At 65.9% G+C, this 23755-nt stretch carries 21 protein-coding genes; 10 read left to right on the top strand and 11 right to left on the bottom strand.

The window, feature by feature from the left end:
* The first annotated feature begins 6 nt into the window (after nt 1-6).
* The 5 genes from FHX47_RS02705 (at nt 7) to FHX47_RS02685 (ending at nt 7793) form a co-directional block, all read left to right on the top strand.
* Nucleotides 7-711 (top strand): DUF3159 domain-containing protein, encoded by a 705-nt coding sequence (locus tag FHX47_RS02705; protein WP_183357328.1) that lies wholly within the window; start codon nt 7-9, stop codon nt 709-711.
* Entirely contained in the window at nt 708-2150 is a 1443-nt protein-coding gene (locus FHX47_RS02700) for a class I SAM-dependent RNA methyltransferase (RefSeq protein ID WP_183357327.1), read from the top strand. The genes FHX47_RS02705 and FHX47_RS02700 overlap by 4 nt, the downstream gene beginning before the upstream one ends.
* A gap of 132 nt (nt 2151-2282) precedes the next feature.
* Nucleotides 2283-5120, top strand: coding sequence for an aconitate hydratase (locus FHX47_RS02695; protein ID WP_343064274.1), 2838 nt, complete (start codon nt 2283-2285; stop codon nt 5118-5120).
* Nucleotides 5121-5274: 154 nt separating this feature from the next.
* Entirely contained in the window at nt 5275-7395 is a 2121-nt protein-coding gene (locus FHX47_RS02690) for a 3-hydroxyacyl-CoA dehydrogenase NAD-binding domain-containing protein (protein WP_183357325.1), read from the top strand.
* The gene (locus FHX47_RS02685) at nt 7392-7793 is read left to right on the top strand and encodes a Rieske (2Fe-2S) protein (RefSeq protein WP_183357324.1); all 402 of its coding nucleotides are present in this window, start codon (nt 7392-7394) and stop codon (nt 7791-7793) included. The genes FHX47_RS02690 and FHX47_RS02685 overlap by 4 nt, the downstream gene beginning before the upstream one ends.
* 6 nt (nt 7794-7799) lie before the next feature.
* On the opposite strand, the gene dxs is transcribed toward FHX47_RS02685, so the two are convergent.
* From dxs to tnpA, 6 genes are all read right to left on the bottom strand, one after another.
* Nucleotides 7800-9794 (bottom strand): 1-deoxy-D-xylulose-5-phosphate synthase, encoded by a 1995-nt coding sequence (gene dxs, locus FHX47_RS02680; protein WP_183357323.1) that lies wholly within the window; start codon nt 9792-9794, stop codon nt 7800-7802.
* 58 nt (nt 9795-9852) lie between these two features.
* Nucleotides 9853-11097: an HRDC domain-containing protein gene (locus FHX47_RS02675; RefSeq protein ID WP_183357322.1), complete on the bottom strand. Its 1245-nt coding sequence runs from the start codon at nt 11095-11097 to the stop codon at nt 9853-9855.
* Between the two features lie 2 nt (nt 11098-11099).
* Nucleotides 11100-11771 (bottom strand): DUF3000 domain-containing protein, encoded by a 672-nt coding sequence (locus FHX47_RS02670; protein ID WP_343064273.1) that lies wholly within the window; start codon nt 11769-11771, stop codon nt 11100-11102.
* A gap of 56 nt (nt 11772-11827) precedes the next feature.
* Nucleotides 11828-12889: a beta-eliminating lyase-related protein gene (locus tag FHX47_RS02665; protein ID WP_183357321.1), complete on the bottom strand. Its 1062-nt coding sequence runs from the start codon at nt 12887-12889 to the stop codon at nt 11828-11830.
* A 2-nt stretch (nt 12890-12891) separates the two neighbouring features.
* On the bottom strand, nt 12892-13293 hold the full coding sequence (gene msrB / locus FHX47_RS02660; RefSeq protein WP_183357320.1) for a peptide-methionine (R)-S-oxide reductase MsrB: 402 nt from the start codon (nt 13291-13293) through the stop codon (nt 12892-12894).
* 62 nt (nt 13294-13355) lie between these two features.
* Entirely contained in the window at nt 13356-13667 is a 312-nt protein-coding gene (tnpA, locus tag FHX47_RS02655; protein ID WP_343064315.1) for an IS200/IS605 family transposase, read from the bottom strand.
* Here tnpA and FHX47_RS02650 point away from each other — a divergent pair.
* Both FHX47_RS02650 and FHX47_RS02645 read left to right on the top strand, forming a co-directional pair.
* On the top strand, nt 13666-14910 hold the full coding sequence (locus FHX47_RS02650) for an RNA-guided endonuclease InsQ/TnpB family protein (protein WP_343064314.1): 1245 nt from the start codon (nt 13666-13668) through the stop codon (nt 14908-14910). The genes tnpA and FHX47_RS02650 overlap by 2 nt on opposite strands.
* Before the next feature lie 79 nt (nt 14911-14989).
* Entirely contained in the window at nt 14990-16357 is a 1368-nt protein-coding gene (locus tag FHX47_RS02645; protein WP_183357317.1) for an alpha/beta hydrolase family protein, read from the top strand.
* 10 nt (nt 16358-16367) lie between these two features.
* On the opposite strand, the gene FHX47_RS02640 is transcribed toward FHX47_RS02645, so the two are convergent.
* Nucleotides 16368-16826, bottom strand: a complete 459-nt coding sequence (locus tag FHX47_RS02640; protein WP_183357316.1) for a SufE family protein — start codon at nt 16824-16826, stop codon at nt 16368-16370.
* 9 nt (nt 16827-16835) lie between these two features.
* Complete coding sequence (locus FHX47_RS02635; RefSeq protein WP_183357315.1) at nt 16836-17723, bottom strand: sulfurtransferase; 888 nt, start codon at nt 17721-17723, stop codon at nt 16836-16838.
* Between the two features lie 135 nt (nt 17724-17858).
* Between FHX47_RS02635 and zapE the strand changes: the two genes are divergently transcribed.
* From zapE to gndA, 3 genes are all read left to right on the top strand, one after another.
* Nucleotides 17859-18935, top strand: coding sequence for a cell division protein ZapE (zapE, locus tag FHX47_RS02630; RefSeq protein ID WP_183357314.1), 1077 nt, complete (start codon nt 17859-17861; stop codon nt 18933-18935).
* Nucleotides 18936-19046: 111 nt separating this feature from the next.
* Nucleotides 19047-19949: a polyphosphate kinase 2 gene (ppk2, locus tag FHX47_RS02625; RefSeq protein WP_425484881.1), complete on the top strand. Its 903-nt coding sequence runs from the start codon at nt 19047-19049 to the stop codon at nt 19947-19949.
* Nucleotides 19950-20044: 95 nt separating this feature from the next.
* The gene (gndA, locus tag FHX47_RS02620) at nt 20045-21505 is read left to right on the top strand and encodes an NADP-dependent phosphogluconate dehydrogenase (RefSeq protein WP_183357312.1); all 1461 of its coding nucleotides are present in this window, start codon (nt 20045-20047) and stop codon (nt 21503-21505) included.
* Nucleotides 21506-21526: 21 nt separating this feature from the next.
* On the opposite strand, the gene epsC is transcribed toward gndA, so the two are convergent.
* From epsC to msrA, 3 genes are read right to left on the bottom strand one after another with little or no spacing between them, the layout of a single operon-like run.
* Complete coding sequence (epsC, locus tag FHX47_RS02615) at nt 21527-22114, bottom strand: serine O-acetyltransferase EpsC (RefSeq protein WP_183357311.1); 588 nt, start codon at nt 22112-22114, stop codon at nt 21527-21529.
* A gap of 48 nt (nt 22115-22162) precedes the next feature.
* A complete protein-coding gene (gene cysK / locus FHX47_RS02610; protein WP_183357310.1) occupies nt 22163-23095 on the bottom strand; it encodes a cysteine synthase A in 933 nt (310 codons plus the stop codon).
* A 59-nt stretch (nt 23096-23154) separates the two neighbouring features.
* A complete protein-coding gene (gene msrA / locus FHX47_RS02605; protein WP_183357309.1) occupies nt 23155-23697 on the bottom strand; it encodes a peptide-methionine (S)-S-oxide reductase MsrA in 543 nt (180 codons plus the stop codon).
* Between the last annotated feature and the right edge of the window lie 58 nt (nt 23698-23755).

Raw genomic sequence — 23755 nt, 5'->3', positions numbered from 1 at the left:
CCCATCATGACCGATAACGACAGCGCGGGGCAGGTCGGCCGGCAGCTCTCCGGAGCGGCGGCCGGTCGTGTCCGGGCTCGTGAGGACGGGTCCTTGGATGTGATGGCCTCCATCGGCGGTTGGCGCGGCCTGGCCGAGGCGAGCCTGCCGGCCGCCGGCTTCCTGATCGCCTATCTCCTCACCGAAGAGCTGGTGCCGGCGATCCTGCTGGCAGTGGGCCTGGGGGCGGTTTTTACCGTCGTGCGGCTGCTGCAGCGCGGAAGCCTCATCCAGTCCTTCTCCGGACTGGTGGGCGTGGGGATCTGCGCGGCCTTCGCCTACTTCTCCGGAGACGCCCGCGGCTACTACGAACCCGGCTTCGTCATCAATGTCGCCTATCTGATCGGCTTCGGCGTCTCGGTGCTGGTGAAGTGGCCCTTCATGGGGATCCTCTTCGGACTGATCCGCGGGGAGGGCTTCGACTGGAGGTACGACGCCGTTCGCCGTCGTCGCTACGCGCTGGCCACCTGGCTCATCGCCGCGGTGCTGGCGGCCCGGCTGGTGGTGCAGTTTCCGCTGTACCTGGCCGACAACGTCGCAGCGCTGGGGGTGACCCGCCTGGTGATGGGCGTACCGCTGTACGCGCTGGCGCTGTGGCTGGGTTGGATGCTGACCCGTCCGGGGCCGCAGGGGATCGTTGCCGACTCCGAGGCGGAGGACGCCTCCCCATGACCGGAAACCGGGTGCTGACCCTGACGGTGGGGCCGATGTCCCACGGCGGCCACTGCGTAGCACGCCATGAGGGCCGCGTGGTCTTCGTCCGCCACGCCGTACCGGGGGAGCGGGTCCGGGCAGTGCTCACTGAGGCGGCTGAGTCGGCCAAGTTCTGGAGGGCTGACACCGTCGATGTGCTCGAACCCTCTGACCACCGCCGCAGGCACCCGTGGAAGCAGGCCGACGCGCTGCGTGCCTACGACCAGAACCAGGTGCCGGTGGGCGGCGCCGACTTCGGCCACATCAGCGATTCGCACCAGCGCCGGCTCAAGTCCCAGGTCTTCCGCGACACGCTGGCGCGCATCGGCGGCATCGAGCTGAGCGACCTGGAACTTCCCGATGCGGCAGCGGACGGCGAGCCCTCGGTGCAGGCCCTCTCCGGGGCGACCGGCAGCGGACTGCACTGGCGCACCCGGGTGAGCTTTGCAGTCCGTGAGGGATCCTTGGCGATGAAGCCGCACCGGTCCCACGAGCTGATTCCGCTGCGGTCCATGCCGCTTGCCGTCGAAGCGGTGTCAGCCTCGCACATCTTCTCCTGGGACTTCAGCGGGGCCGACACCGTCGACGTCGTCGCCCCCGGCGGCGAAGCACCCCTGACCCTGGTGGTCCACGCCTTCGAAGAATCAGCTGAGGCGGTCAGTGGGCGGCTGGCCGAGCAGGCGCAGCAGGACCCGGGGGTGGGCAGTGTGATCCTGGCCGTGACATCGCCACAGCCCCAGCGGCGCGCCAACCGTGGGCCCAAGGGGGCTCGGCGTCGGCGCTTCGATCAGCTGGGCCCTGCGGCGGTGGAGCACCGTGTGCTCACCGGAGAGCGCACCGTGGAGGAGCCGCTGCCGGTGGCCGCGGCAGGATCAGCTGGTCCCGGGGCTGCGGTGCGGCTGCCGGCAGAGGGCTTCTGGCAGGTTCACCGCTCGGCTCCCCAGGCGCTGGTGGAGACGGTGGACAGGATGGCCAGACTGCCCAGAGGCGGCTCAGCGGCTGACCTCTACGCCGGGGCCGGACTCTTCAGCGCCTGGGCGGCGGACACCGTGGGCCCAACGGGTCAGGTGCTTTCGGTGGAGGCGGCAGAGGCCACCAGCGGCGCCGCCCAACGGCTCTTCGCATCCCAGCCGCATGTGGAGGTGGTCACCGCACCGGTGGAGCGGCTCGCCCACCGGCTGCAGCCTGCCGACGTGGTGCTCCTGGACCCGCCGCGGGCCGGGGCGGACAAGCGTGTGCTCAGCGGGATCAGCGCATCCTCTCCGGGGCAGATCATCTATGTCTCCTGCGACCCCGCGTCCTTCGCCCGTGATGCCAAACGGCTCCTCGAGCTGGGGTGGCGGCTGAAGGACGTGGCCCTGCTGGATATGTACCCCAACACCCACCACATGGAATCGGTGGCACTGTTCGAAGCCTGAGCCTGCGCGACTTCAGGAGTGCGTCCGCCGGTGACGTGCGATATGAGTAGGATAGTCAGTGGAGAAACAAGGCAGTCAGTCGCCTTCCCAACGGCTGAGGCCGTGTCAATGCAGACAGACAAGGAGCTCCTCGTGAGTACAGTGGACAGCTTCGGAGCAAAGGGCGTTCTCAACGTCAACGGCGCCGACTATGAAATCTTCCGCCTCAACCAGGTCAAGGGGTACCAGTCCCTGCCGTACAGCCTGAAGGTTCTGCTGGAGAACCTGCTGCGCCATGAGGACGGAGAGAACGTCACCGCAGAGCACATCACGGCACTGGGCAGCTGGGACGAGACCGCCCAGCCGACCACCGAGATTCAGTTCACCCCCGGCCGGGTGCTGATGCAGGACTTCACCGGCGTGCCCTGCGTCGTCGACCTGGCCACGATGCGTGAGGCGGTGGAGGACCTCGGCGGTGACCCCAATAAGATCAACCCGCTGGCTCCTGCTGAGATGGTCATCGACCACTCTGTCCAGATCGACGCGTTCGGCAGCGCTGACGCGATTGAGCGCAACATGGACATCGAGTACCAGCGCAACGGGGAGCGCTACCAGTTCCTGCGCTGGGGCCAGACGGCGTTCGAGAACTTCAAGGTAGTGCCCCCAGGCATGGGCATCGTCCACCAGGTCAACATCGAGTCCCTGGCACGGGTGGTCATGACCCGGGCCAGCGGCGGCGCGCTACAGGCCTACCCGGACACCTGTGTCGGCACTGACTCGCACACCACCATGGAGAACGGCCTGGGCGTGCTGGGCTGGGGCGTGGGCGGCATTGAGGCCGAGGCGGCGATGCTGGGCCAGCCGATCTCCATGCTGATCCCGCGTGTGGTGGGATTTAAGCTCACCGGCGAGATTCCTGCCGGGGCCACTGCCACCGATGTGGTGCTGACGATCACCGAGAAGCTGCGCCAGCACGGAGTGGTGGGCAAGTTCGTGGAGTTCTACGGCCAGGGTGTGGCCAAGGTGCCGCTGGCCAACCGTGCCACCATCGGCAACATGAGTCCGGAGTTCGGCTCCACCGCCGCGATGTTCCCCGTCGACGAGGTGACCACCGAATACATGCGCCTGACCGGCCGCACCGAGGAGGAGATCGCCCTGGTGGAGGCCTATGCCAAGGAGCAGGGCATGTGGCACGATCCGGACCGTGAGCTGCGCTTCTCCGAGCAGCTGGAGCTGGACCTCTCCACAGTGGTGCCCTCCATCTCGGGGCCGAAGCGCCCGCAGGACCGCATTGAGCTCACCGACGCCAAGGAGCAGTTCCGCAAGGACATCCACAACTACGTCGACGAGACCGCCGCTGCGCTCGGGGACGGAACCAACGGCCGCGTCGACCATTCGGTCGATGAGACGTTCCCCGGCTCCGATGCGCCGGCGCACACCCCCGACGAAGCGCAGGACCCGGCGGACAAGCCGCGGCCGGCAGACCCGTCCGCCACGCCCGCAGAGGGCCGACCATCACAGCCGGTGCCGGTCACGATGCCCGACGGCCGTGAGTTCCACCTGGACCACGGTGCGGTCTCCATCGCGTCCATCACCTCCTGCACCAACACCTCCAACCCCAATGTGATGCTGGCAGCCGGTGTCCTGGCCCGCAACGCAGTTGCCAAGGGACTGGATCAGAAGCCCTGGGTCAAGACCTCCATCGCACCCGGATCCAAGGTCGTCACCGACTACTACGAGAAGTCCGGGCTCATCGAGTACCTGGAGAAGATCGGCTTCTACGTGGTCGGCTACGGCTGCACCACCTGCATCGGCAACTCCGGCCCGTTGGAGGAGGAGATCGCCCAGACGGTGCAGGAGCAGGACCTGGCGGTGACCTCCGTGCTCTCGGGAAACCGAAACTTCGAAGGACGCATCAACCCCGATGTGAAGATGAACTACCTGGCCTCCCCACCGCTGGTGGTCGCCTACGCCTTGGCGGGGACCATGGACTTCGACTTCGAGAATGACCCACTGGGCCAGGACTCCGAGGGCGCAGACGTCTTTCTGCGCGACATTTGGCCCGATCCCGCTGAGGTGCAGCAGATCATCGATGAGTCCATCGACACCGACATGTTCACCTCCAAGTACTCCACTATCTTCGACGGTGACCACCGGTGGCAGAACCTGAAGACCCCCGAAGGTGCGACCTTCACCTGGGAGCCGGACTCCACCTATGTGCGTAAGGCTCCCTTCTTCGAAGGCATGGAGATGGAGCCCGCCCCGGTCTCCGACATCGAGGGCGCACGTGTGCTGCTGAAGTTGGGCGATTCGGTGACCACCGACCACATCTCACCGGCCGGCTCGTTCAAGTCGGACACTCCTGCAGGCCGCTACCTGCTGGAGAACGGCGTGGCTCGCAAGGACTTCAACTCCTACGGCTCCCGCCGCGGCAACCACGAGGTGATGATCCGCGGCACCTTCGCCAACATCCGCATCAAAAATGAGCTGCTCGACGGTGTCGAAGGCGGCTTCACCCGCGACTTCACCCAGCCGGACGCGCCGCAGGCCGCGGTCTACGACGCGGCGCAGAACTACCAGCAGCAGGGCACCCCGCTGGTGGTCCTCGGAGGCAAGGAGTACGGCTCCGGCTCCTCGCGCGACTGGGCCGCCAAGGGCACCCGGCTGCTGGGTGTGGGAGCCGTCATCACCGAGTCCTTCGAACGCATCCACCGCTCCAACCTCATCGGCATGGGCGTGCTGCCCCTGCAGTTCCCCGAGGGTGAGTCGGCCAACACGCTGGGGCTGACCGGCTTTGAGACCTACAGCATCTCCGGAATCACTGCCCTGAACGAGGGTGAGATCCCCGACACGCTGAAGGTCACCGCAACGGCCGAGGACGGCTCCACGACCGAGTTCGACGCTGATGTGCGCATCGATACTCCCGGGGAGGCCAACTACTATCGCCACGGTGGCATTCTGCAGTATGTCCTGCGCCAGCTGGTGAAGTAGAGCTTCGCCCGCAGCATCTGCGGTGCGCCCGTCCTGACCCACTGTGTCGGGGCGGGCGCACCGCTGTCTCGTCCGGTTCTGGCCTGTTGTATTACTCACCGGTAGGCTGTGTGGCAGAACACTGCTCTTCGCTCAACTCAGGAGGCTGCTTCCCATGACCCAAGACTTTTCCGCCTACGCCCACCTGCCCCAGGAGTTCGACGCTGAGGTGGTCACCCACAGCCGCATCGAAGATGTACAGCTGCCCGCAGGCGCTGGAACATTGGCGCTGATCCGCCTGGACAACGACTCCGAGAAGCGCCCCAGCACCCTGGGTCCCGCCTCGCTGATCGAGTTCGGCGAGGCGGTGGCGTCCCAGTACTCCCGGGCCGAGTCGGGAGAGATCGTGGGTCTGGGCATCATCGGCAAGCCCGGAGTGCTGGTGGCCGGTGCCGACATTGTGGGGGCTCAGCAGCTGAAGGAGACCGCCCATGGCATCGCCCTGGCCGAACTGGGCCATCAGGCCTATGACCTGGTGGAGGACTTCCCAGCTCCAACCTTCGTCTTCATCAACGGCACAGCCCTGGGCGGAGGCCTGGAGATTGCGCTGCCGGCCGACTACCGCACCATCTCCACCGCTGCTGCGGCGATCGGTCTGCCGGAGGCGTTCCTCGGCCTGGTGCCCGGCTGGGGCGGAATCTACCGGCTGCCCCAGATCATCGGGCCACAGGCGGCACGCAAGATCATCTTCGACAACGCGATGAACAACAATAGGTCGCTGAAGGGGCCGCAGGCCTACGAAGCTGGCATCGCCGATGCCCTGCTGGAGGCCGAGAGCTTCGAGCAGGATTCCCTGGAGTTCGCCGCCCGAGTCCTCTCCGGTGACACGCAGACCCTGGAGACGGTGCAGGCGCACCGCGTCGCTGATCGCAGCACCGACGCCTGGGACGATGCTGTGGCGAAGGCTGAGCAGCTGGTGGCGTCCAAGACCGGTGACACTGCACCCGGACCGCTGTGGGCCCTGCAGATCTTCAAGCAGGTGCGCCACCGCAGCCGTGAGGAGAGCCGGGCCGATGAGGTCCAGGCCTTGGGCGAGCTGCTGGTCTCCGCCGAGTTCCACAATGTGGTCTACGCATTCATGGAACTGGTGCAGAAGCGGGCCAAGAAGCCCGCCGGTGTGCCCGAGGCCGCGCCGAAGCCCATCGGTCAGGTCGGCGTCGTCGGCGCTGGTCTGATGGCCTCCCAGCTGGCCCTGGTCTTCGCCCAGCACCTGCAGGTGCCGGTGGTGCTCACTGACATTGAGCAGCAGCGTGTGGACAAGGGGCTCTCCTACATTGAGCAGCAGGTGAGCAAGCAGGTGGACAAGGGTCGGATGACTGCTGAGCAGGGCCAGGCACTGACCGGGTTGATCTCCGGCTCCACCGACAAATCGGTCTACGCGGAGGCCGACTTTGTGATCGAGGCGGTCTTCGAAGAGATCAGCGTCAAGAAGCAGGTCTTCGCCGAGCTGGAGGAGATCATCTCCCCGGAGGCGATTCTGGCCACCAACACCTCGTCACTGTCCGTCACCGAGATGGCAGCCGACCTGAAGCACCCTGAGCGGGTGATCGGCTTCCACTTCTTCAACCCGGTGGCCGTCATGCCGCTGGTGGAGATCGCGCGGACCCCACAGACGGCGCAGACACCTATCGCCACCGCCTTCGACCTGGCGGCCACACTGCGCAAGACCCCGGTGCTGACCAAGGACTCCACCGCCTTCGTGGTCAACCGGGTGCTGTTGCGGATGATGGCTGAGATCCAGAAGGCGTTCGACGACGGCACGGATGCCGCTGTGGCCGATGAGGCGCTGAAGCCCCTGGGTCTGCCCATGTCGCCCTTCGACCTGCTGGCCATGGTGGGCATACCGGTGGCCCAGCACGTCACCGAGTCCCTGCGGTCCAGCTTCGGGGAGCGGTTCTACGTCTCCAAGAACCTGCAGGCGCTCATCGACGCCGGCGTCACCAAGATCTGGAGCACCGATGACAGCGGCAATAAGTACATCAGCCAGTCGACCCAGCAGCTGATGGAGTTCGGGGAATCCCCGCAGTCCAGCGATGAGGTCTTCACCACGGTGACTGAGGCCCTGGCCGAAGAGATCGGCCTGATGCTCGACGAAGAGGTGGTCGCCTCGGTGAAGGACATCGATCTGTGCCTCATCCTGGGGACCGGCTGGCCCTTCCACCGCGGCGGCATCAGCCCCTACCTGGACCAGATCGGGGTCAGCCAGAGGGTCAACGGCAAGCTGTTCCATCCATGATCAGCTGCTGCAGCCGCCGCACGTTCTTGGGTGCCGGCACGGCCGGCGCCTCCGTGGTGGTGCTTGCTTCCTGCGGCGGCGGGGATGAGGAGGAGCAGTCCCGCCGCTGGGTGAGCATCGAGCTGGATCAGGAGCTGGATGTGGGCCAGTCCCGCAGCGTGGCCCACCAGGATCAGCAGCTGCTGCTGCACCGTCCCACTGAGGAGGAGGTGCTGGCGTTCTCGGCGGTGTGTCCCCATCAGGGCTGCACTGTGGGCATCGCAGAGGAGCACTTTGAGTGTCCCTGCCACGGTTCCCGGTTCGAGCTGACCGGCCAGTGGCAGTCCGGACCGGCTGAGCAGCCCCTGCGGCGGCTTGAGGCGCAGTTGGAGGGCACCTCACTGCGGGTGCTGCTGTAAGTTCAGTCAGCGGCGTATGGTGCCGAACACCGGAATATCACCGGTGGGCGTGTCCTCACCGGGAAGCCTGCGGGCAAAGGGCACCTTGGTGCCCAGCACCTGAGCGACCGTGTCTTGGGCGATCCGGGAGGCGGTGAGCCCCACCCGCTCCAGGACTTGGCTGCGGGAACCGTGGGCGAGGAACTCCACGGGCAGCCCCACTTCGTTGAGCGCGGTGTCCACGCCGGCTTCGCGCATGACCTGACGGATTCGTGACCCGACGCCGCCGGCCTTCACCCCGTCCTCGATGCAGACCACGATCCGGTGGCGGGCCGCCAGCGACACGACCGAATCGGGTACCGGCAGGACCCACCGGGGGTCCACCACCGTGGCGGTGATTCCCTGGTCCTGGAGCCGGCGGGCCAGATCCAGGGAGAGCTCTCCCATGGCACCCACTGAGACGATCAGCACATCGTTGCCGTGGGGACCCTCAGCTGAGTCGCTGGCGTGCAGAACATCGACGCCGTCGTCCAATCGGTGCACCGCGTCGATCTCGTCGTTGACCGATCCCTTGGAGTAGCGCACCACAGTCGGTGCGTCGTCCACGGAGACTGCTTCGCGCAGCTCTTCGCGCAGCCGCGTCGAATCCCGCGGTGCCGACAGGCGCAGACCTGGGACCATCTGCAGCAGGGACAGATCCCACATGCCGTGGTGGCTGGGCCCGTCGGGGCCGGTGACTCCTGCGCGGTCCAGCACGAAGGTCACACCTGCCCGGTGCAGGGCCACATCCATCAGCAACTGGTCGAAGGCGCGATTGAGGAACGTCGCATAGAGCGCGACCACCGGGTGCATCCCGCCATAGGCGAGCCCGGCTGCCGAGGCCACTGCATGCTGCTCAGCGATGCCGACGTCGACCACGCGCTGGGGGTGGTTGCGGGCCATAGTGCGCAGACCCACCGGGTTGACCATGGCGCCGGTGAGCGCGACGATGTCCGAGCGCTCGTCAGCGATCGTGGCGATCTCCTCTTCAAACACTGAGGTCCAGGAGCGTGCTGAACCGCGGCTGACCGCTTCGCCGGTCTCCGGGTCGATCACACCGACGGCGTGGAACTGGTCGGTCTCATCAGCGCGCGCCGGTGCGTAGCCCCGACCCTTCTCGGTGATCGCGTGGACGATCACCGGTCCCTCATAGTTGCGCGCGTCGGTCAGGGCTTCCTCCATGGAGCGCTGGTCGTGGCCGTCCACCGGACCGATGTACTTCATCCCTAAGTCTTCGAAGAGGCCCTGGGGGGACCAGAAGTCTTTGGCGCCCTTCTTCGCAGCGTGCAGGCTGCGGTAGACGACCTGGCTCACCGGCCCGCCCTGCTGCAGACGCTGCTTGGTGCCGTCCATGACCGTCTCATAGGCACGGTGGGTGCGGACTTTGTCCAGCACGCCGCGACGCAGCTTGGAGAGCTGATTGGCTATTCCGCCCACAGTGGGGGAGTAGGAGCGGCCGTTGTCGTTGACCACAATGACCACCCGCCGGTCATTATCAGCGGCAATATTGTTCAGCGCCTCCCAGGCCATGCCTCCGGTGAGCGCACCGTCGCCGATGATCGGCACCACATACCGATCGCCCTCGGAGTTCAGGGACCGGGCGCGGGAGATCCCGTCGGCCCAGGCCAGTGAGCTGGAGGCGTGCGAGGACTCGACGATGTCGTGCACCGACTCCGCGCGCTCCGGGTAACCGGAGAGCCCGTCCTGCTGGCGCAGTGTGGAGAAGTCCTGGCGGCCGGTGAGAAGCTTGTGCACGTAGGACTGGTGGCCGGTGTCGAAGATGATGGAGTCACGGGGGGAGTCGAAGACTCGGTGCACTGCCAGCGTCAGCTCGACCACCCCGAGGTTGGGCCCCAAGTGGCCACCGGTGGCGGAGACGTTGCTGATCAGGAACTGCCGCAGCTCCTCGCCCAGGCGAGTCATCTGCTCGCTGCTGAGTTTGGAGAGGTCCTGCGGAGTCTGGATCGTGTGCAGAATGGTCATTCCCATATTCTACCGAGCCGGTCCAGCTCAACGAAGCCCCCGGGCTGAAGCGGGACGCTCACAGCTCCTCCAGCGGATCCGGTTCCAACAGCGCCACAGTGATGATGGCGGCAGTCTGCTGGATCTGCCACTGACGGGCCTGCAGCTGCCGCAGTCGCTGCGTGACGGTGTCCAGGTTTATGGGCGCCGGCTGCTCCCAGCACAGCTGCTTGAGCACCGCTGGAGCCAGCAGGGTCTCCGGCATGACGTGCAGCGCCTCAGCGTGCGCTGCCAGCCGCGCTTTGGCGGTGCGGAACTGCCGGAAGGCCAGCGGGCTGCGTTCCTTCCAGCTGCGTGGCGACGGCGGGGCGTTGCTGGACACCCGGCGCACCGGCAGATCCTCGGCGGCTGCTCCGGTCTGCACGGTGCGGACCCAGCGCGGAGCCTCACGTTTGGCGGCGCGGCCGTGGAACCCGGGCACGGCCAGCAGCTGGGGCACAGTGCGCGGCTGAGCATCAGCCGCAGCCACCAGCGCTGAGTCCGGCAGCAGACGCCCGGGGGCGATGTCCTTCTTCTCCGCCAGCGATTCGCGGGCCGACCACAGTTCTCGCAGCACCGCCAGCTTCTGCGGCGACTTCAGCCTGCTCAGACCGTTGGTGCGTCGCCACCGCTCAGCCTTGGGAGTCCGAGCCGGTCTGAGCGTGCGCAGATGCTCGAACTCCTCGGCGGCCCATTCACTCTTGCCCTGCTCATCCAGCAGGTCCTTCAGCTGCGCGCGCAGTTCGATCAGCAGCTCCACATCGAGGGAGGCGTAGCGCAGCCAGTCCTGAGGAAGCGGGCGCCGGGACCAGTCTGCGGCGGAATGCTCTTTGGCCAGGCGTACGCCCAACAGGTGCTCCACGACCGCGCCGAGGCCCACTCGCGGCAGCCCCGTCATACGGGCAGCCAGTTCTGTGTCGAAGAGGTGGTGGGGGTGCATCCCCAGTTCGGCCAAGCACGGCAGGTCCTGGCTGGCGGCGTGCAGAATCCACTCTGCCTCGCCCAGGGCCCGCTGGATCGGGATCAGCGTGTCGAAGGGTTCGGGGTCTATGAGCCATATGCCGGCACCTGCCCGCTTGAGCTGCACCAGGAAGGCGCGCTGGCCGTACCGAAAGCCGGAGGCGCGCTCGGCGTCGACGGCCACCGGCCCGGTGCCGGCTGCCAGGGCTTCGGCGGCGCGCTGCAGCCCACGGTCGGTCTCAATGACCGGCGGCACGCCCTGGTCGGGTTCGGTGAGCAGCCGCAGCTGACTCTCTGGGGGCGTCTGGTCCGTCTGTTCCGCCATGATCAGCCCCTCCGAATGTGGGGCAGGGTGAGCACTCCGTCGGGCACCGGCGGCAGACCTGCGAAGGAGCAGACCATATCGGCCCACGCCTCCATGTGTGGGGCGAACGAGGTGTCAGCCGGGGTCCAGGAGGCGCGCAGCTCCACATCGTTGCTGGCCTGGCGGCTCTGCAGGGAGCCGAAGGATTCGGACAGGATGCGGGTCGCCGTGCCACCGGCGTGGGAGTACTCCACCCCGTACTGGGCCAGCGAATCGCACAGCCACGTCCAGGCCACCGAGGCCAACAGCGGGTCGTTTCCCATTTCGGGCTCCAGGGCGGCACGAATGTAGATGACCATCCGGAACGTTCCGCCCCAGGCCTGCTGGCCGGCCGGGTCGTGCAGCAGGATCATCCGACCGGTGGCCAGGTTCTCCTGCCCTTCAGCGCTCCGGCGCAGACGGGTCACCGGGTGTGCGCCGGAGCTGGCGGCCTCGCTGGTGATTTCGGCGCGCAGCGCCACCGCATACGGGGCAAGCTTGCGCGGGGCGGGGACCTCTTGGACCAGGGCCTCAGGGCGCGGGGCGGCGCGGCGCAGCTGGGTGAGCGCACTGCGGAACGACTCCGGCAGCTGGTCGATGCCGGGCCCAGCCGCCGCGCGCGCGGCGGAGTCGCCCAAGGGTCCGAAAAGGGTCACCTGCTCAGACTAGAGATCAGTGCGTTGCAGGTGAGTCAGGCACGCCGCACACCGGCTCATTCCCCGGCGGCGGTGGCGACCAGCTGCCGGATCTGCTCGTCGGTGGTCTGCCAGGAGCACATCAGCCGCAGCACCGGGTTTCCGGTGGGGGCGGTGTCCCACACGTGGGCCAGGTATCGGCTCTGTATACGCGCTGCCACGTCCTGCGGAACTTCCGGGAAAACCGCGTTGACGGCCGGGGAGCCGGCCAGTCGCACCCCGGGGATCTGGGCCAGCTGCTCACCCAGGGAAGCCGCCTGCGCGTTGGCGTGTTTCGCATTGTCGCGCCACAGCTCAGATCCGAAGAGTCGGAGCAGCTGGGCGGAGATGAAGCGCTGCTTGCTGGCCAGCTGCATCGAGAACTTGCGAATGTAGTCGGCTCCGCGGCTGCGCTCGGGGTTAATCACCACCACCGCCTCAGCTGACATGGCCCCGTTCTTGGTGCCGCCCAGGGACAGCACATCGACGCCGACATCAGCGCTCGCCTCGCCCAGCGAGACCCCCAGCGCCGCGGCCGCGTTGGCGATCCGGGCGCCGTCGACGTGGACGCCCATACCGTGGGCGTGTGCAGTCTCGGCAAGCGCCGCCGTCTCCTCCAAGGTATAGAGCGACCCCAGCTCAGTGGACTGGGTGAGGCTCACCGCCAAGGGCTGAGCGGCGTGGACGAATCCCACCGCCGAGGTCTCGGCGAGGATGTCCTCACCGGTGAGCTTTCCATCGGCAGTGTGGCGGGGGAGCAGCTTCATCGCGCCCACTCGTTCGGGGGCCGCACCCTCGTCGTTGTTCACGTGGGCCTGCTGGGCACAGATGACCCCGCCCCACCGGGGAAGCAGCGCCTGCAAGGCCACCACATTGCCGCCGGTTCCGTTGAAGACCGGCAGGATCTGCGCCTGGGCGCCGAACTCCGCCTTGGCCCACTGGGTCAGCTGCTCGCTGCTGGCATCCGCCCCGTAGGGCAGGGCCGAATCCGCATTGGCGTCACTGAGCGCTTCCAGCACTTCGGCGCTGACTCCCGCGGTGTTGTCTGAGGCGAAGGTGGGATCAAGTTCGGCTGAGCCGCGGGCGCGCTGGCTGCCCACTATCAGCCCTGCCCGGCCTGTGCGTTCTCTTCGAACCGCATGGAGATGGAGTTGACGCAGTAGCGCAGGTCGGTCGGCGTTTCGAAGCCCTCACCCTGGAACACGTGTCCCAGGTGCGACTCGCAGGAGCCGCAGCGCACCTCGATGCGCTCCATACCCAAGGAGGTGTCCTTAATATAGGTAACGTTGGCGTCTTCGCTGGGCTGATAGAAGCTGGGCCAGCCGCAGCGGGCGTCGAACTTTGTGTCTGATTCGAAAAGCTTCGCGCCGCAGGCCCGGCAAGTGTAGACCCCAGTCTGCTCGTTGTCCCAGTACTCACCGGTATAGGGGCGCTCCGTTCCGCCCTGGCGCAGCACGTGGTATTCGAAGTCGGAGAGCTGCTCACGGTACTGATCATTACTCATTCCTCCATTCTACTGATAGCGCGAGAGTGCTCCCGCCTTCAGGTTGGAGGTGAATCGCGCGCTCACTCTGGGCGCTGCTGGCCTCTGATGAACTCCTCGACCTTCTCGATGGTGGGGCCACCCACAGTGCCGACGTAGTACGACCGTGACCACAGATGCCCACCCCAGAGGTACCGGCGAAGGTGTTTCATGTGGTCCCGCCGCAAGATGCGGGAGGAGACGCCCTTCAGCGAGTTCACCAGCTTCGAGAGCTGGACTGTGGCGGGAAAGCGTACCAGCAGGTGGACATGGTCTTCCTCGCCGTTGAACTCCGCCAGTTCGCAGCCGAAGTCATCACAGACCTTAGACATCACCTTCCGGCAGTGCTGAAGTATCTCGTGGGCTCACCCCACCGGGGACCAGCAGCGGATGCTGGCGAAGTCATTGGGGTGTGCTCGCGCGGTGTTCAACGACTTCGTCGCAGAGCGAGGCCGGCTGTATCAGGCCGGGTTCCATAGGGAGGTCAGCTTCGCTGAGACCTCCCGGAGAGTGTTGATCGAGGCCAAGGCACCTGGTGGTGCTCGTCCGTATCTGGCGGAGGTCTCCTCGGCGATGCTTCAGCAGTCCGTCCGCGATGCCGAAGCTGGGTACCGAAACTTCTTCGCCAGCCTCTCGGGCACCCGGAAGGGGCCGAGGATCGGCCGACCCAGGTTGAAGTCGAAGCATCAGCACACTCATCGGATGAGGTTCGCCCGCAATGCCGGGTTCAAGGTGGAGGACCAGTCCCATCAGGGCCATGGTTTCCTCACCCTGCCGAAGATCGGCAGGCTGCCTCTGGTGCTGTCCCGGCCTCTGCCCTCTGCTCCATCGTCGGTGACGGTGACCGCTCATGCTGATGGCACCTATGAGGTCAGCTTCGTGGTGGAGGTCGAACCACGCAAGGCCCTGGAGCCCGCCCATGCTGCGGCAGGTGTTGATGTAGGCATCACCAGCTTAGCTGCTGTCGCCTACGAGGATGGCACCAGTCACAAGATCGTCAACCCCCGGCATCTGAAGGCCCGTGAGCGGAAGCTGGCCCGTGCCCAACGCAAGCTCTCCCGGTGCCAGAAAGGATCGAAGAACCGGCAGAAGACACGAACCCAGGTCGCCAAGCAGCACCGGAAGGTGCGGCAAGCCCGGTTGGATCATCACCACAAGCAGGCCCGAGCACTGGTGGACAATACCCACGCCATCGGACTCGAAGAACTCAACGTGGCAGGCATGATCCGCAACCACCGGCTGGCCAAAGCGCTCTCCGACACTGGCATGTCGCAGTTCCTGCGCCTGATCCGCGAGAAGGCGGAGGAGACTGGGCGCACGGTGGTCACGGTGGACCAGTGGTTCCCATCCTCGCAGTTGTGCTCCGAGTGCGGATGTTCCGGTGGGAAGAAGGGGCTGGGTATCCGGCAGTGGTCTTGCTCCTGTTGCGGCGCGGTGCTGGACCGGGACATCAATGCCGCTGTGAATGTGATGATCGCCGCCGGACTGGCGGAGATCGAAAACGCCTGTGGAGGCAGCGTAAGACCAGCACCCGTGCTGGCAGAGCCGATGAAGCAGGAACCCGCCGAACAGACCCCGACCCTCCTCGGGGCTGTGTAGGAATCCCCCACCTTCAGGCGGGGGAGGAAGTCAAGTGTGCCCGTAGAGTGGGGCAGAGGTGTCACGATCAGGGAGGGATATGAACCGGGATCTGAAGCGCGCACTGCGGCGAGCCAGAGACTCTTCCGAATGGGCTCAGGCCAGGGGGGAGCGACAGGTCAAGGCCCTGCTTGGGCGCATGCGCGGGGAATCCGAACCGACCCCATGGGTTCGTGCTGCAGCCCTGGGTGCCGGCACCGGCCTGGCTGCGGGTATGACGCTGACTGCTGCGGCCTCGGCTGTGGCCGGCTACTTCGCCCACCGGGTGGTCACCCCCGTCAAGGAGCGTGTGGAGGACCTGGAGGTTCTGGCCGTGGTCAGCGGGCGCGACGGCGACGAGGTCATTCTGCCGGCCACTCCGGAGACCATGGTCGACGGAGTCTACGGACTCTACTTCGACGGCGGACAGTCCTTCGCCCGCATCGGCGAGATCACCAGCTTCACTCCCCGCGACGGCACGCTGGCCAGGCGTGTGGAGTCGGTCAGCAGCGGGGATCTGCGCACCGCAGTGCGTGGGTGGTGGTCCTCCGTGGTGTACCTCAACCCAAAGGAGGCGGGATTCGACGCCGACGACGTGCTCGTCGATCTGCCCGGTGGGCGGGCTCCGGCCTGGTACGTGCCCGCCAAAGGCTCAGCGGGCCGACTGGCGGGCAAGAACATCTGGGCGGTGATGGTCCACGGTCGCGGAGGCCGGCGCACCGAATGCATCAAGGCCCTGCCGGTGGCGGCGGCGCTGGGAATCGACTCGCTGCTGATGTCCTACCGCAATGACGGTGAGGCGCCGGCCGCTCCCGACGGCAAGTACGGCCTGGGCATCACCGAGTGGGAGGACGTGGAGGCCGGGGTCCGCTATGCCTTGGACCACGGGGCAGAGGAGGTCGTCCTCTTCGGCTGGTCGATGGGCGGAGCGATCTGTCTGCAGGCGGCCGACCTGTCCCCGCTGGCCACCCGCGTGCGCGGACTGGTGCTCACCGGCCCGGTCATCGACTGGATCGACGTGCTCGCCTCCCAGGCTCGGGCGCTGAACATCCCTGAACCGGTCGGGCGACTGACCCGCTGGTTCATCTCCAACAGGGCCGGCCGCCGGGTCACCGGTCTGGCCTCCCCATTGGACCTGAAGGTGCTCAACTGGATCGACCGTGCCGATCAGCTGCATATGCGCACCCAGATCCTGCACAGCATCGACGACAACGTGGTCCCCTACGGCCCCAGCCGGGACTTGGCCCAGAAGAACTCCATGGTCTCGTTCGTGCCGTTCACCAACGCCCGTCACGTCAAGGAATGGAATCACAATCCCGACCGGTGGAACGAGCACGTCCATAGTTGGCTGATGGACCTGTTCACCCGGCCTGAGCCGGGCCAGCGCCCGTTGGAGGAGGAGCCGGCCGACGAGCAGGCCGGGGCTTAGCCGAACGAGGTCAGCCGGCCCGCTGGCCCTGGTGCTGGCGAATATTGTGCTTCACGCGGCCGAGCATCGCGCTCATTCCACGTAGGCGCAGCGGCGTGATCGCCTTGGCAAGTCCCATCCGCTGGTGCAGGTCATCGGGGACGTCCAAGATCTGCTGGTAGGTCAGCCCCGAAAGGCCCTGCTGCAGGATGGAGGCGAAGCCCCGGGTGGTGGGTGCTTCTGCTGGAGCGGAGAAGATCAGCTGGGCGGTGTTGGCGTCGTCGTCGTACTCAACTGCCAAGAACAGCGGCGACTGGCACTCCACCACCTGTTCCATCTGCTCGTGGTAGTTGCCCCCGTAGGTCTCGGGCAGCTCCGGCAGTTCGCGGGAGAGCTCCAGCAGCAGCTCGAGCCGCTCCCGCTCGGAGACGGCGTGGAAGTCCTCCACAATCTCGGTCAGCGTCTGCGGAAGATCAGCGGTTTCGGTCATGTCTCCATGCTACCGGCGGGGAGCCTCCCCCGGCTCTTCGCCCACAGCGATAGGCAGCCGCACAGCGTTGCCCCATTCGGTCCAGGAACCGTCGTAGTTGCGCACGTTGGGGTAGCCCAACAGGTGCTGGAGCACGAACCAGGTGTGGGATGAGCGCTCCCCGATGCGGCAGTAGGCGATCACCTCATCGGCCTGGCCGACTCCCGCCTGCTGAGTGTAGATCTCCTCCAGCTCGGCGCGAGATTTGAAGGTGCCGTCCTCGTTGGCTGCGCTGCCCCACGGAACGCTGGCGGCGGTGGGGATGTGGCCTCCGCGCAGGGCGCCCTCACCCTCCATGCCGGCGGCCACGGTGACCTCACCGGTGTACTCGGGGCCGGAGCGGACATCGATCATGGGCTTGCCGAAGTGATCCATCACGTCCTCGCGGAACGCGCGGAAGGTCTGGTCATCGCGCTGGGCCGGGACGGGGTACTGGGTCCGCTGCGGTGTGCGAACCTCCGTGGTGACCTCCCGGCCCTCATCGATCCACTTGGCGCGGCCGCCGTCCAGCAGCCGCAGGTCCTGGTGACCGAAGAGGGTGAACACCCAGAGCGCATAGGCAGCCCACCAGTTGGACTTGTCGCCGTAGAACACCAGCGTGGAGTCCGGGCTGATCCCCTTGGAGGAGGCGAACTCGGCGAACGCCTCAGCGTCGAGGAAGTCCCGGGTGACCGGGTCGTTGAGGTCGGTGTGCCAGTCGATCTTCACCGCTGAGGGGATGTGGCCGGTCTCAAAGAGCAGCACATCCTCGTTGGACTCAAGAACCACCACGTTGGGGTCGTTGAGATGCTCTGCGAGCCAGTCGGTGCTGACCAGCGCCTCGGGGTTGGCGTACTGGGAGAGGTCCTTCTCAGTCATGGGCCACCTTTCATAGGGCTCACGGAATCGTGGTCACTTATGCCTTCAGCTTACGCCGGGCGTCCACCGGCTCACAGGCTGTTGTCATCTGGGGCAACGTCAGGACGGCGCGATTATTTCAGTAGAGTGGAGACCATGGCCTCCACCATCGAAACTGCCACGCCCCTCTCGCAGCGCACACCCCAGGTGAGCGTCGATGATCTGCTGGCCGGCTTGGAACCCTCGTTCCGCTTTGCTGAGGTCTCCTTCGACTCCTACATCCCTGACCAGGCGCACCCCTCGCAGGCGGAGGCAGTCGAGGCGCTGCGCGGCTTCACCCAGACGATCGGCGCCAAACCTGCTGGCTCGCTGCTCGGCAGGCTGTTCGGCGGCAAGTCCAAGCCTGCCGGTGCGGCAGGAATCTACCTCGACGGCGGTTTCGGCGTCGGCAAGACTCACCTTTTGGCCTCGCTGTACCACGCCGCCGGTGAGCGCGGGGTCCCCGGTGACCGGCGGGCCTTCGGCACCTTCGTGGAGTACACCAACTTGGTCGGCGCCCTCTCCTTCCGCAGAACAGTGGAGGTGCTCAGCAGCTACCAGCTGGTGTGCATCGATGAGTTCGAGCTGGACGACGCTGGCGACACCACCCTGATGTCACGGCTGCTGCGCGAGCTGGCCGATGCAGGGGTCAAACTGGCCGCGACGTCCAATACCCTGCCGGGCGCGCTGGGGGACGGGCGCTTCGCCGCCGATGACTTCAAACGGGAGATCCAGGTGCTGGCCGATCAGTTCCGGGTGGTCCGCGTCGACGGTGAGGATTACCGCCACCGCGGGCTGGCAGAAGCTCCGCCGCCGCTGGCAGACTCAGCGGTGGAAGAGTTCGCCGCAGAGCACTTCAGCGACCAGCAGGTGGTGGTCGATGACTTCACCGCTCTGTGTGAGCACCTCTCCACCGTCCATCCCAGCCGCTACCGACAGCTGCTCACCGACGTCGATGTGCTGGTACTCAAAGACGTGGAGACCATCACGGCGCAGGCGTTGGCGCTGCGCTTCGTGGTGCTGGCCGATCGGCTCTATGACCAGGACGTGAAGGTCGTCGCCTCGGGCGTGCCCTTCGACCAGCTCTTCACCGCGGAGATGATGAGCGGCGGCTACATGAAGAAGTACCACCGTGCCGTCTCACGGCTCACCGCACTGGTCCGAAGCGGACAGATGGGGGAGCAGGCGTTGTAGTGTACCTAGTCCCACGTTCATCAGCCGTTCACTGCTCAGTGCTTCTATGGCGACGTCGTCATCACTCACGGAAAGGGGTCTGAACCGATGGTCAAACAATCTTGGGAAGGATTGGAGTCAGAACCCCGGCAGAATCTGCGCGAGTTCATTGACCAGCTGCGCGAGGGCGGCTACAAGGTCACCGACGGCCACACCCCGGATCCGGACCTGATCGACCCGCACGGCAACGCTGTGGAGACCTGGCACGAGAACTACCCCTACGACGAGCGTCTGGACCGGGAGTTCTACGAGCTGGAGAAGTATCACCTGCAGGTGGAGCTGCTGAAGTTCCAGTACTGGGCCGAGGACTACGGCCTCAAGCACGTCATCGTGTTCGAAGGCCGCGACGCCGCCGGCAAGGGCGGCACCATCAAACGTTTCACCGAGCATCTCAACCCGCGCACGGCCCGGGTGGTGGCCCTGTCCAAGCCCAGTGACCGTGAACAGGGTCAGTGGTACTTCCAGCGCTACATCTATCATCTGCCGACCGCCGGGGAGATGGTCCTCTTTGACCGCTCCTGGTACAACCGGGCCGGTGTGGAGCGAGTGATGGGCTTCGCCTCCGACGAGGAGTACGAGACCTTCATGCAGCAGGCTCCGGTCTTCGAACAGATGCTCATCGACGCCGGAATCCACCTGACGAAGTTCTGGTTCTCGGTGACGCGCAAGGAACAGCGCACCAGATTCGCCATCCGACAGATCGATCCGGTGCGGCAGTGGAAGCTCTCGCCCATGGACCTGGAGTCCCTGGACCGCTGGGAGGCCTACACCGAGGCCAAGGAGGAGATGTTCCGGCGCACCGACACCGATCACGCGCCGTGGATCACGATCAAGTCCAATGATAAGAAGCGTGCGCGGCTGAACGCGATGCGCTATTTCCTCTCCCAGTTCGAGTATGAGGGCAAGGATCACGAGATCGTCGGCGAGCCTGACCCGCTGCTGGTCCGGCGCGGCCGCAACGCGGTGGGCGACTGAGCCGCCGCATCTGCCCCCGGGTAGGATCGTGGAGGCAGTGACCGACTCAACACCGACTCTGCACAAACCGACTCTGTATGAGGGAGACGCAACACATGGGCGCTGATATTGGAGTGACCGGCCTGGCGGTGATGGGGGCCAATCTGGCCCGGAACCTTGCTCGCAACGGTTATACCGTCGCTCTGCACAACCGCACCGTGGCCCGCACGGATGCGCTGATCAACTCCTACTCAGCTGAAGGGGCCTTCGTCCGTACCGAGTCACTGACCCAGCTGGTTGAGGCTTTGGAACCTCCGCGGCGGGTCTTGGTCATGGTCAAGGCTGGTGCCCCTGTGGATGCGGTGATCGATGAGCTGGTGCCGCTGCTGGATGCCGGCGACATCGTCATTGATGCGGGCAACTCCTTCTATGAGGAGACCCGGCGTCGGGAGGAGGCTCTGCGCCAGAAGGGCCTGCACTTTGTGGGTGTGGGCGTCTCCGGCGGTGAGGAGGGTGCTCTGCACGGGCCTTCGATCATGCCCGGCGGCTCTGCGGAGTCGTATCAGACCTTGGGCCCGATGCTGGAGAGCATCGCAGCTGAGTATCACGGTGAGCCCTGCTGCGCATGGGTGGGCACCGACGGGGCCGGGCACTACGTGAAGATGGTGCACAACGGCATCGAGTACGCCGATATGCAGGTCATCGGTGAGGCCTATGACCTGATGCGCTCCTTGGCCGGGCTCGAGCCGGGGCAGCAGGCGCAGGTGTTCCGCGATTGGAACACCACTGATCTTGCCTCCTACCTGATCGAGATCAGCTCCGAGGTCCTGGAGCAGGAGGATGAGCTCACCGGACGGCCGCTGGTGGATGTGATCACCGACTCTGCCGGGCAGAAGGGCACCGGCCGGTGGACGGCGATCTCAGGTTTGGAGGTCGGCTCTCCGGTGAGTACCATCGCCGAGTCGGTCTTCGCCCGCTCGATCTCTTCGCAGCGCACGCTGCGTCAGCAGGCTCAGCAGGTGTTCACCGCTGGGGTCAGCACCAGTGTGGCAGCAACGGACCTCTACGCCTCCGAGGACGCCCAGCAGGACTTCGTTGAGGATGTGCGCAAGGCGCTCTATGCCTCCAAACTGGTCTCCTACGCCCAGGGCTTCGATATGCTCACCGCCGCCGGCGAGGAGTACGGCTGGGACCTGGATATGCGCACGATCGCCTCACTGTGGCGGGCCGGGTGCATCATCCGCGCGGATCTGCTGGACACCATCATGAAGGCCTATGAAGCCCCGGCTGGTCAGCGGCCGGCGAACCTTTTGTTTGCTGAGGAGTTCACCGAAGCGATCAATGAGTGCCTGCCGGCCTGGCGCCGGGTGGTTGCCGCGGCGGCCACCTACGGGGTGCCGGCACCGGTGTTCAGCTCCTCGCTGGCCTATTACGATGCGCTGCGCGCCGAGCGGCTTCCGGCCAGCCTCACCCAGGGGCTGCGTGACTACTTCGGCGCCCACACCTACCAGCGCATCGACAAGCCCGGCACGTTCCACACCCGGTGGAGCGAAGACCGCTCCGAAACCGAAGTGTGACCCCTGGGCCCGGTGGGGGCCTCAGATGAACAGGGCAGGGTCCAAAGCATAGGCCGAGGGATCAACCAGCGGCTCATGCTCCTCCTGGCGGCGCTTGCGGTTCTGGGCTGGCACTCCCACCAGCACTGAGTCGTCCGGGGCGGACTTCACCACCACAGCGTTGGCTCCCACGGCGGACTCCGGGCCGATCTCCACCGGTCCGATCACCTTGGCGCCGGCTCCGACGATGACCCCGTCGCGCAGTGTGGGGTGCCGCTTGGTCTGCTCCAGGGAGCTGCCCCCCAGGGTCACCCCCTGGTAGAGCATGCAGTCGTCGCCGATCTCTGTGGTCTCACCGATGACGACACCCATACCGTGGTCGATGACGAAGCGTCGCCCAATCGTCGCACCAGGGTGGATCTCGATGCCGGTGAGGCCTCGGGTGACCTGCGAGATCACCCGGGCCGGGGTCTTCATCGGCCTGATGCGCCAGAGCCGATTGGCCACACGGTGGGCCCAGATGGCGTGCAGGCCGGAGTAGACCAGCACGATCTCGGCTGTGCCGCGTGCGGCGGGATCGTGTTCGCGTGTGGCGGTGATGTCCTCACGCAGTCGGGAGAGAAAGCCCACAGTGGGTTCTACCTTTCGCAGGATTCAGCGGTGGCCTCGGCGGCGGTCTCAGCCGCGAATGTCTTCATAGAGGAGAGTGGAGATGTAGCGCTCACCGAAGTCGGCAGCGACGGTGACGATCAGCTTGTCCTTCATCTCTTCGCGGGCAGCGACCTCCAGGGCGGCTGCCACCATTGATCCTGTGGAGATTCCGCCCAGGATGCCTTCTTTGGTTCCCAGGTCGCGGGCGGTAGCGATGGAGGTCTCCAGATTGGCGGTGAGGACCTCGTTGTAGATGTCGGTGTCCAGCACCTCAGGCACGAAGTTCGGTCCGAGACCCTGCAGCTTGTGGGGGCCGGGCTGCCCACCGGAGAGGATGGGGGAGTCTTCCGGCTCCACGGCGACGATGTGCACATCTGACTTGTTCTCACGCAGTTTGCGACCGGCACCGGTGATGGTGCCTCCGGTGCCGATGCCCGAGACCAGCACATCGACCTGACCATCAGTATCGCGCCAGATCTCTTCGCCGGTGGTGGTGTAGTGAATCTCGGCGTTGGCCTCGTTGGCGAACTGCCGGGCCCAGATGGCGTTGTCGCTCTCCTCCACAACTGCCTTGGCATGTTCGACCGCGCCGCGCATCCCCTCAGCACCGGGGGTCAGCACGATCTCTGCGCCGTAGGCGCGCAGCATGACCCTGCGCTCAGTGGACATCGTCTCGGGCATGGTGAGCACCACGCGGTAGCCACGGGCGGCACCGACCATGGCCAGGGCGATGCCGGTGTTTCCGGAGGTCCCCTCCACGATGGTGCCGCCGGGTTTGAGGACCCCGGCCTTCTCGGCGGCGTCGACGATGGCGGTGCCGATCCGGTCCTTCACCGAGGATGCGGGGGAGTAGAACTCCAGCTTCACCGCCACGTTGCCCGGTAAGTCGGCGTCGAGCTGGTTCAGCCGGACCAGCGGAGTGTTGCCGACGGCCTCAGTGATGTTGTTGAGCATGCCCATGAAGATGAAACCTTTCGTTGAGTACTGCTGGGGTAAAAGAGGTGTTACCCAAAGCCTACCTAGGCGAGGATCTCCTCGCGGATCCACTCTGACCAGTGCTGGCGCAGCAGATTGACCTTGGGGTCGATGATGAAGTGACAGTAGCCGGCTTCGGGGCGGCGGACGTGAAAGTTCTGGTGCTCGGCCTCGGCCTCATAGACCTCACCCAGCGGCTCCAGTGCCGTGACGATGGGGCGGTCGAAATGCTGCTGTGCGCCGTCTATCACCGCCTGGAACTCCGCCTGTTCAGCCGCGGTGGTGTAGAACATCGCCGAGCGGTACTGGGGGCCGACGTCGTGTCCCTGACGGTTCAGGGAGGTCGGGTCGTGGGTGGAGAAAAAGACCTCGTACAGCACGCTGGCAGGCAGCTCGTTGGGGTCGAAGGTGATCTCCACGGCTTCGGCGTGGTCAGTGGTCCCACTACACACGGCGTAATAGTTCGCGGTCTCGGCCGACCCGCCGGTGTAGACACTGCGCACTCGGGTGACGCCGCGCAGGCGGCGGGCGATGGAGTCTAAGCACCAGAAGCATCCGGCTGCCAATACAAGGGTCTGTTGAGTCATATCGGTGCAAACTCAGCCGCACTGCGGTTCATTCCTGGCCGCCGTCAGCGCAGCAGGG

This window comes from Garicola koreensis (assembly GCF_014195445.1).
GTDB classification, from domain to species: Bacteria; Actinomycetota; Actinomycetes; order Actinomycetales; family Micrococcaceae; genus Nesterenkonia; species Nesterenkonia koreensis.
The sequence above is the reverse complement of the archived record's forward strand: the minus strand, read 5'-3'. Positions and strand labels throughout refer to the sequence as shown.

What these genes read in the sequence shown, in the direction of transcription:
- FHX47_RS02705 (WP_183357328.1), top strand. Translation starts at nt 7, where the DNA reads ATGACCGATAACGACAGCGCGGGGCAGGTCGGCCGGCAGCTCTCCGGA.
- FHX47_RS02700 (WP_183357327.1), top strand. Translation starts at nt 708, where the DNA reads ATGACCGGAAACCGGGTGCTGACCCTGACGGTGGGGCCGATGTCCCAC.
- FHX47_RS02690 (WP_183357325.1), top strand. Translation starts at nt 5,275, where the DNA reads ATGACCCAAGACTTTTCCGCCTACGCCCACCTGCCCCAGGAGTTCGAC.
- FHX47_RS02685 (WP_183357324.1), top strand. Translation starts at nt 7,392, where the DNA reads ATGATCAGCTGCTGCAGCCGCCGCACGTTCTTGGGTGCCGGCACGGCC.
- dxs (WP_183357323.1), bottom strand. Translation starts at nt 9,794, where the DNA reads ATGACCATTCTGCACACGATCCAGACTCCGCAGGACCTCTCCAAACTC.
- FHX47_RS02675 (WP_183357322.1), bottom strand. Translation starts at nt 11,097, where the DNA reads ATGGCGGAACAGACGGACCAGACGCCCCCAGAGAGTCAGCTGCGGCTG.
- msrB (WP_183357320.1), bottom strand. Translation starts at nt 13,293, where the DNA reads ATGAGTAATGATCAGTACCGTGAGCAGCTCTCCGACTTCGAATACCAC.
- FHX47_RS02645 (WP_183357317.1), top strand. Translation starts at nt 14,990, where the DNA reads ATGAACCGGGATCTGAAGCGCGCACTGCGGCGAGCCAGAGACTCTTCC.
- FHX47_RS02640 (WP_183357316.1), bottom strand. Translation starts at nt 16,826, where the DNA reads ATGACCGAAACCGCTGATCTTCCGCAGACGCTGACCGAGATTGTGGAG.
- FHX47_RS02635 (WP_183357315.1), bottom strand. Translation starts at nt 17,723, where the DNA reads ATGACTGAGAAGGACCTCTCCCAGTACGCCAACCCCGAGGCGCTGGTC.
- zapE (WP_183357314.1), top strand. Translation starts at nt 17,859, where the DNA reads ATGGCCTCCACCATCGAAACTGCCACGCCCCTCTCGCAGCGCACACCC.
- gndA (WP_183357312.1), top strand. Translation starts at nt 20,045, where the DNA reads ATGGGCGCTGATATTGGAGTGACCGGCCTGGCGGTGATGGGGGCCAAT.
- cysK (WP_183357310.1), bottom strand. Translation starts at nt 23,095, where the DNA reads ATGGGCATGCTCAACAACATCACTGAGGCCGTCGGCAACACTCCGCTG.
- msrA (WP_183357309.1), bottom strand. Translation starts at nt 23,697, where the DNA reads ATGACTCAACAGACCCTTGTATTGGCAGCCGGATGCTTCTGGTGCTTA.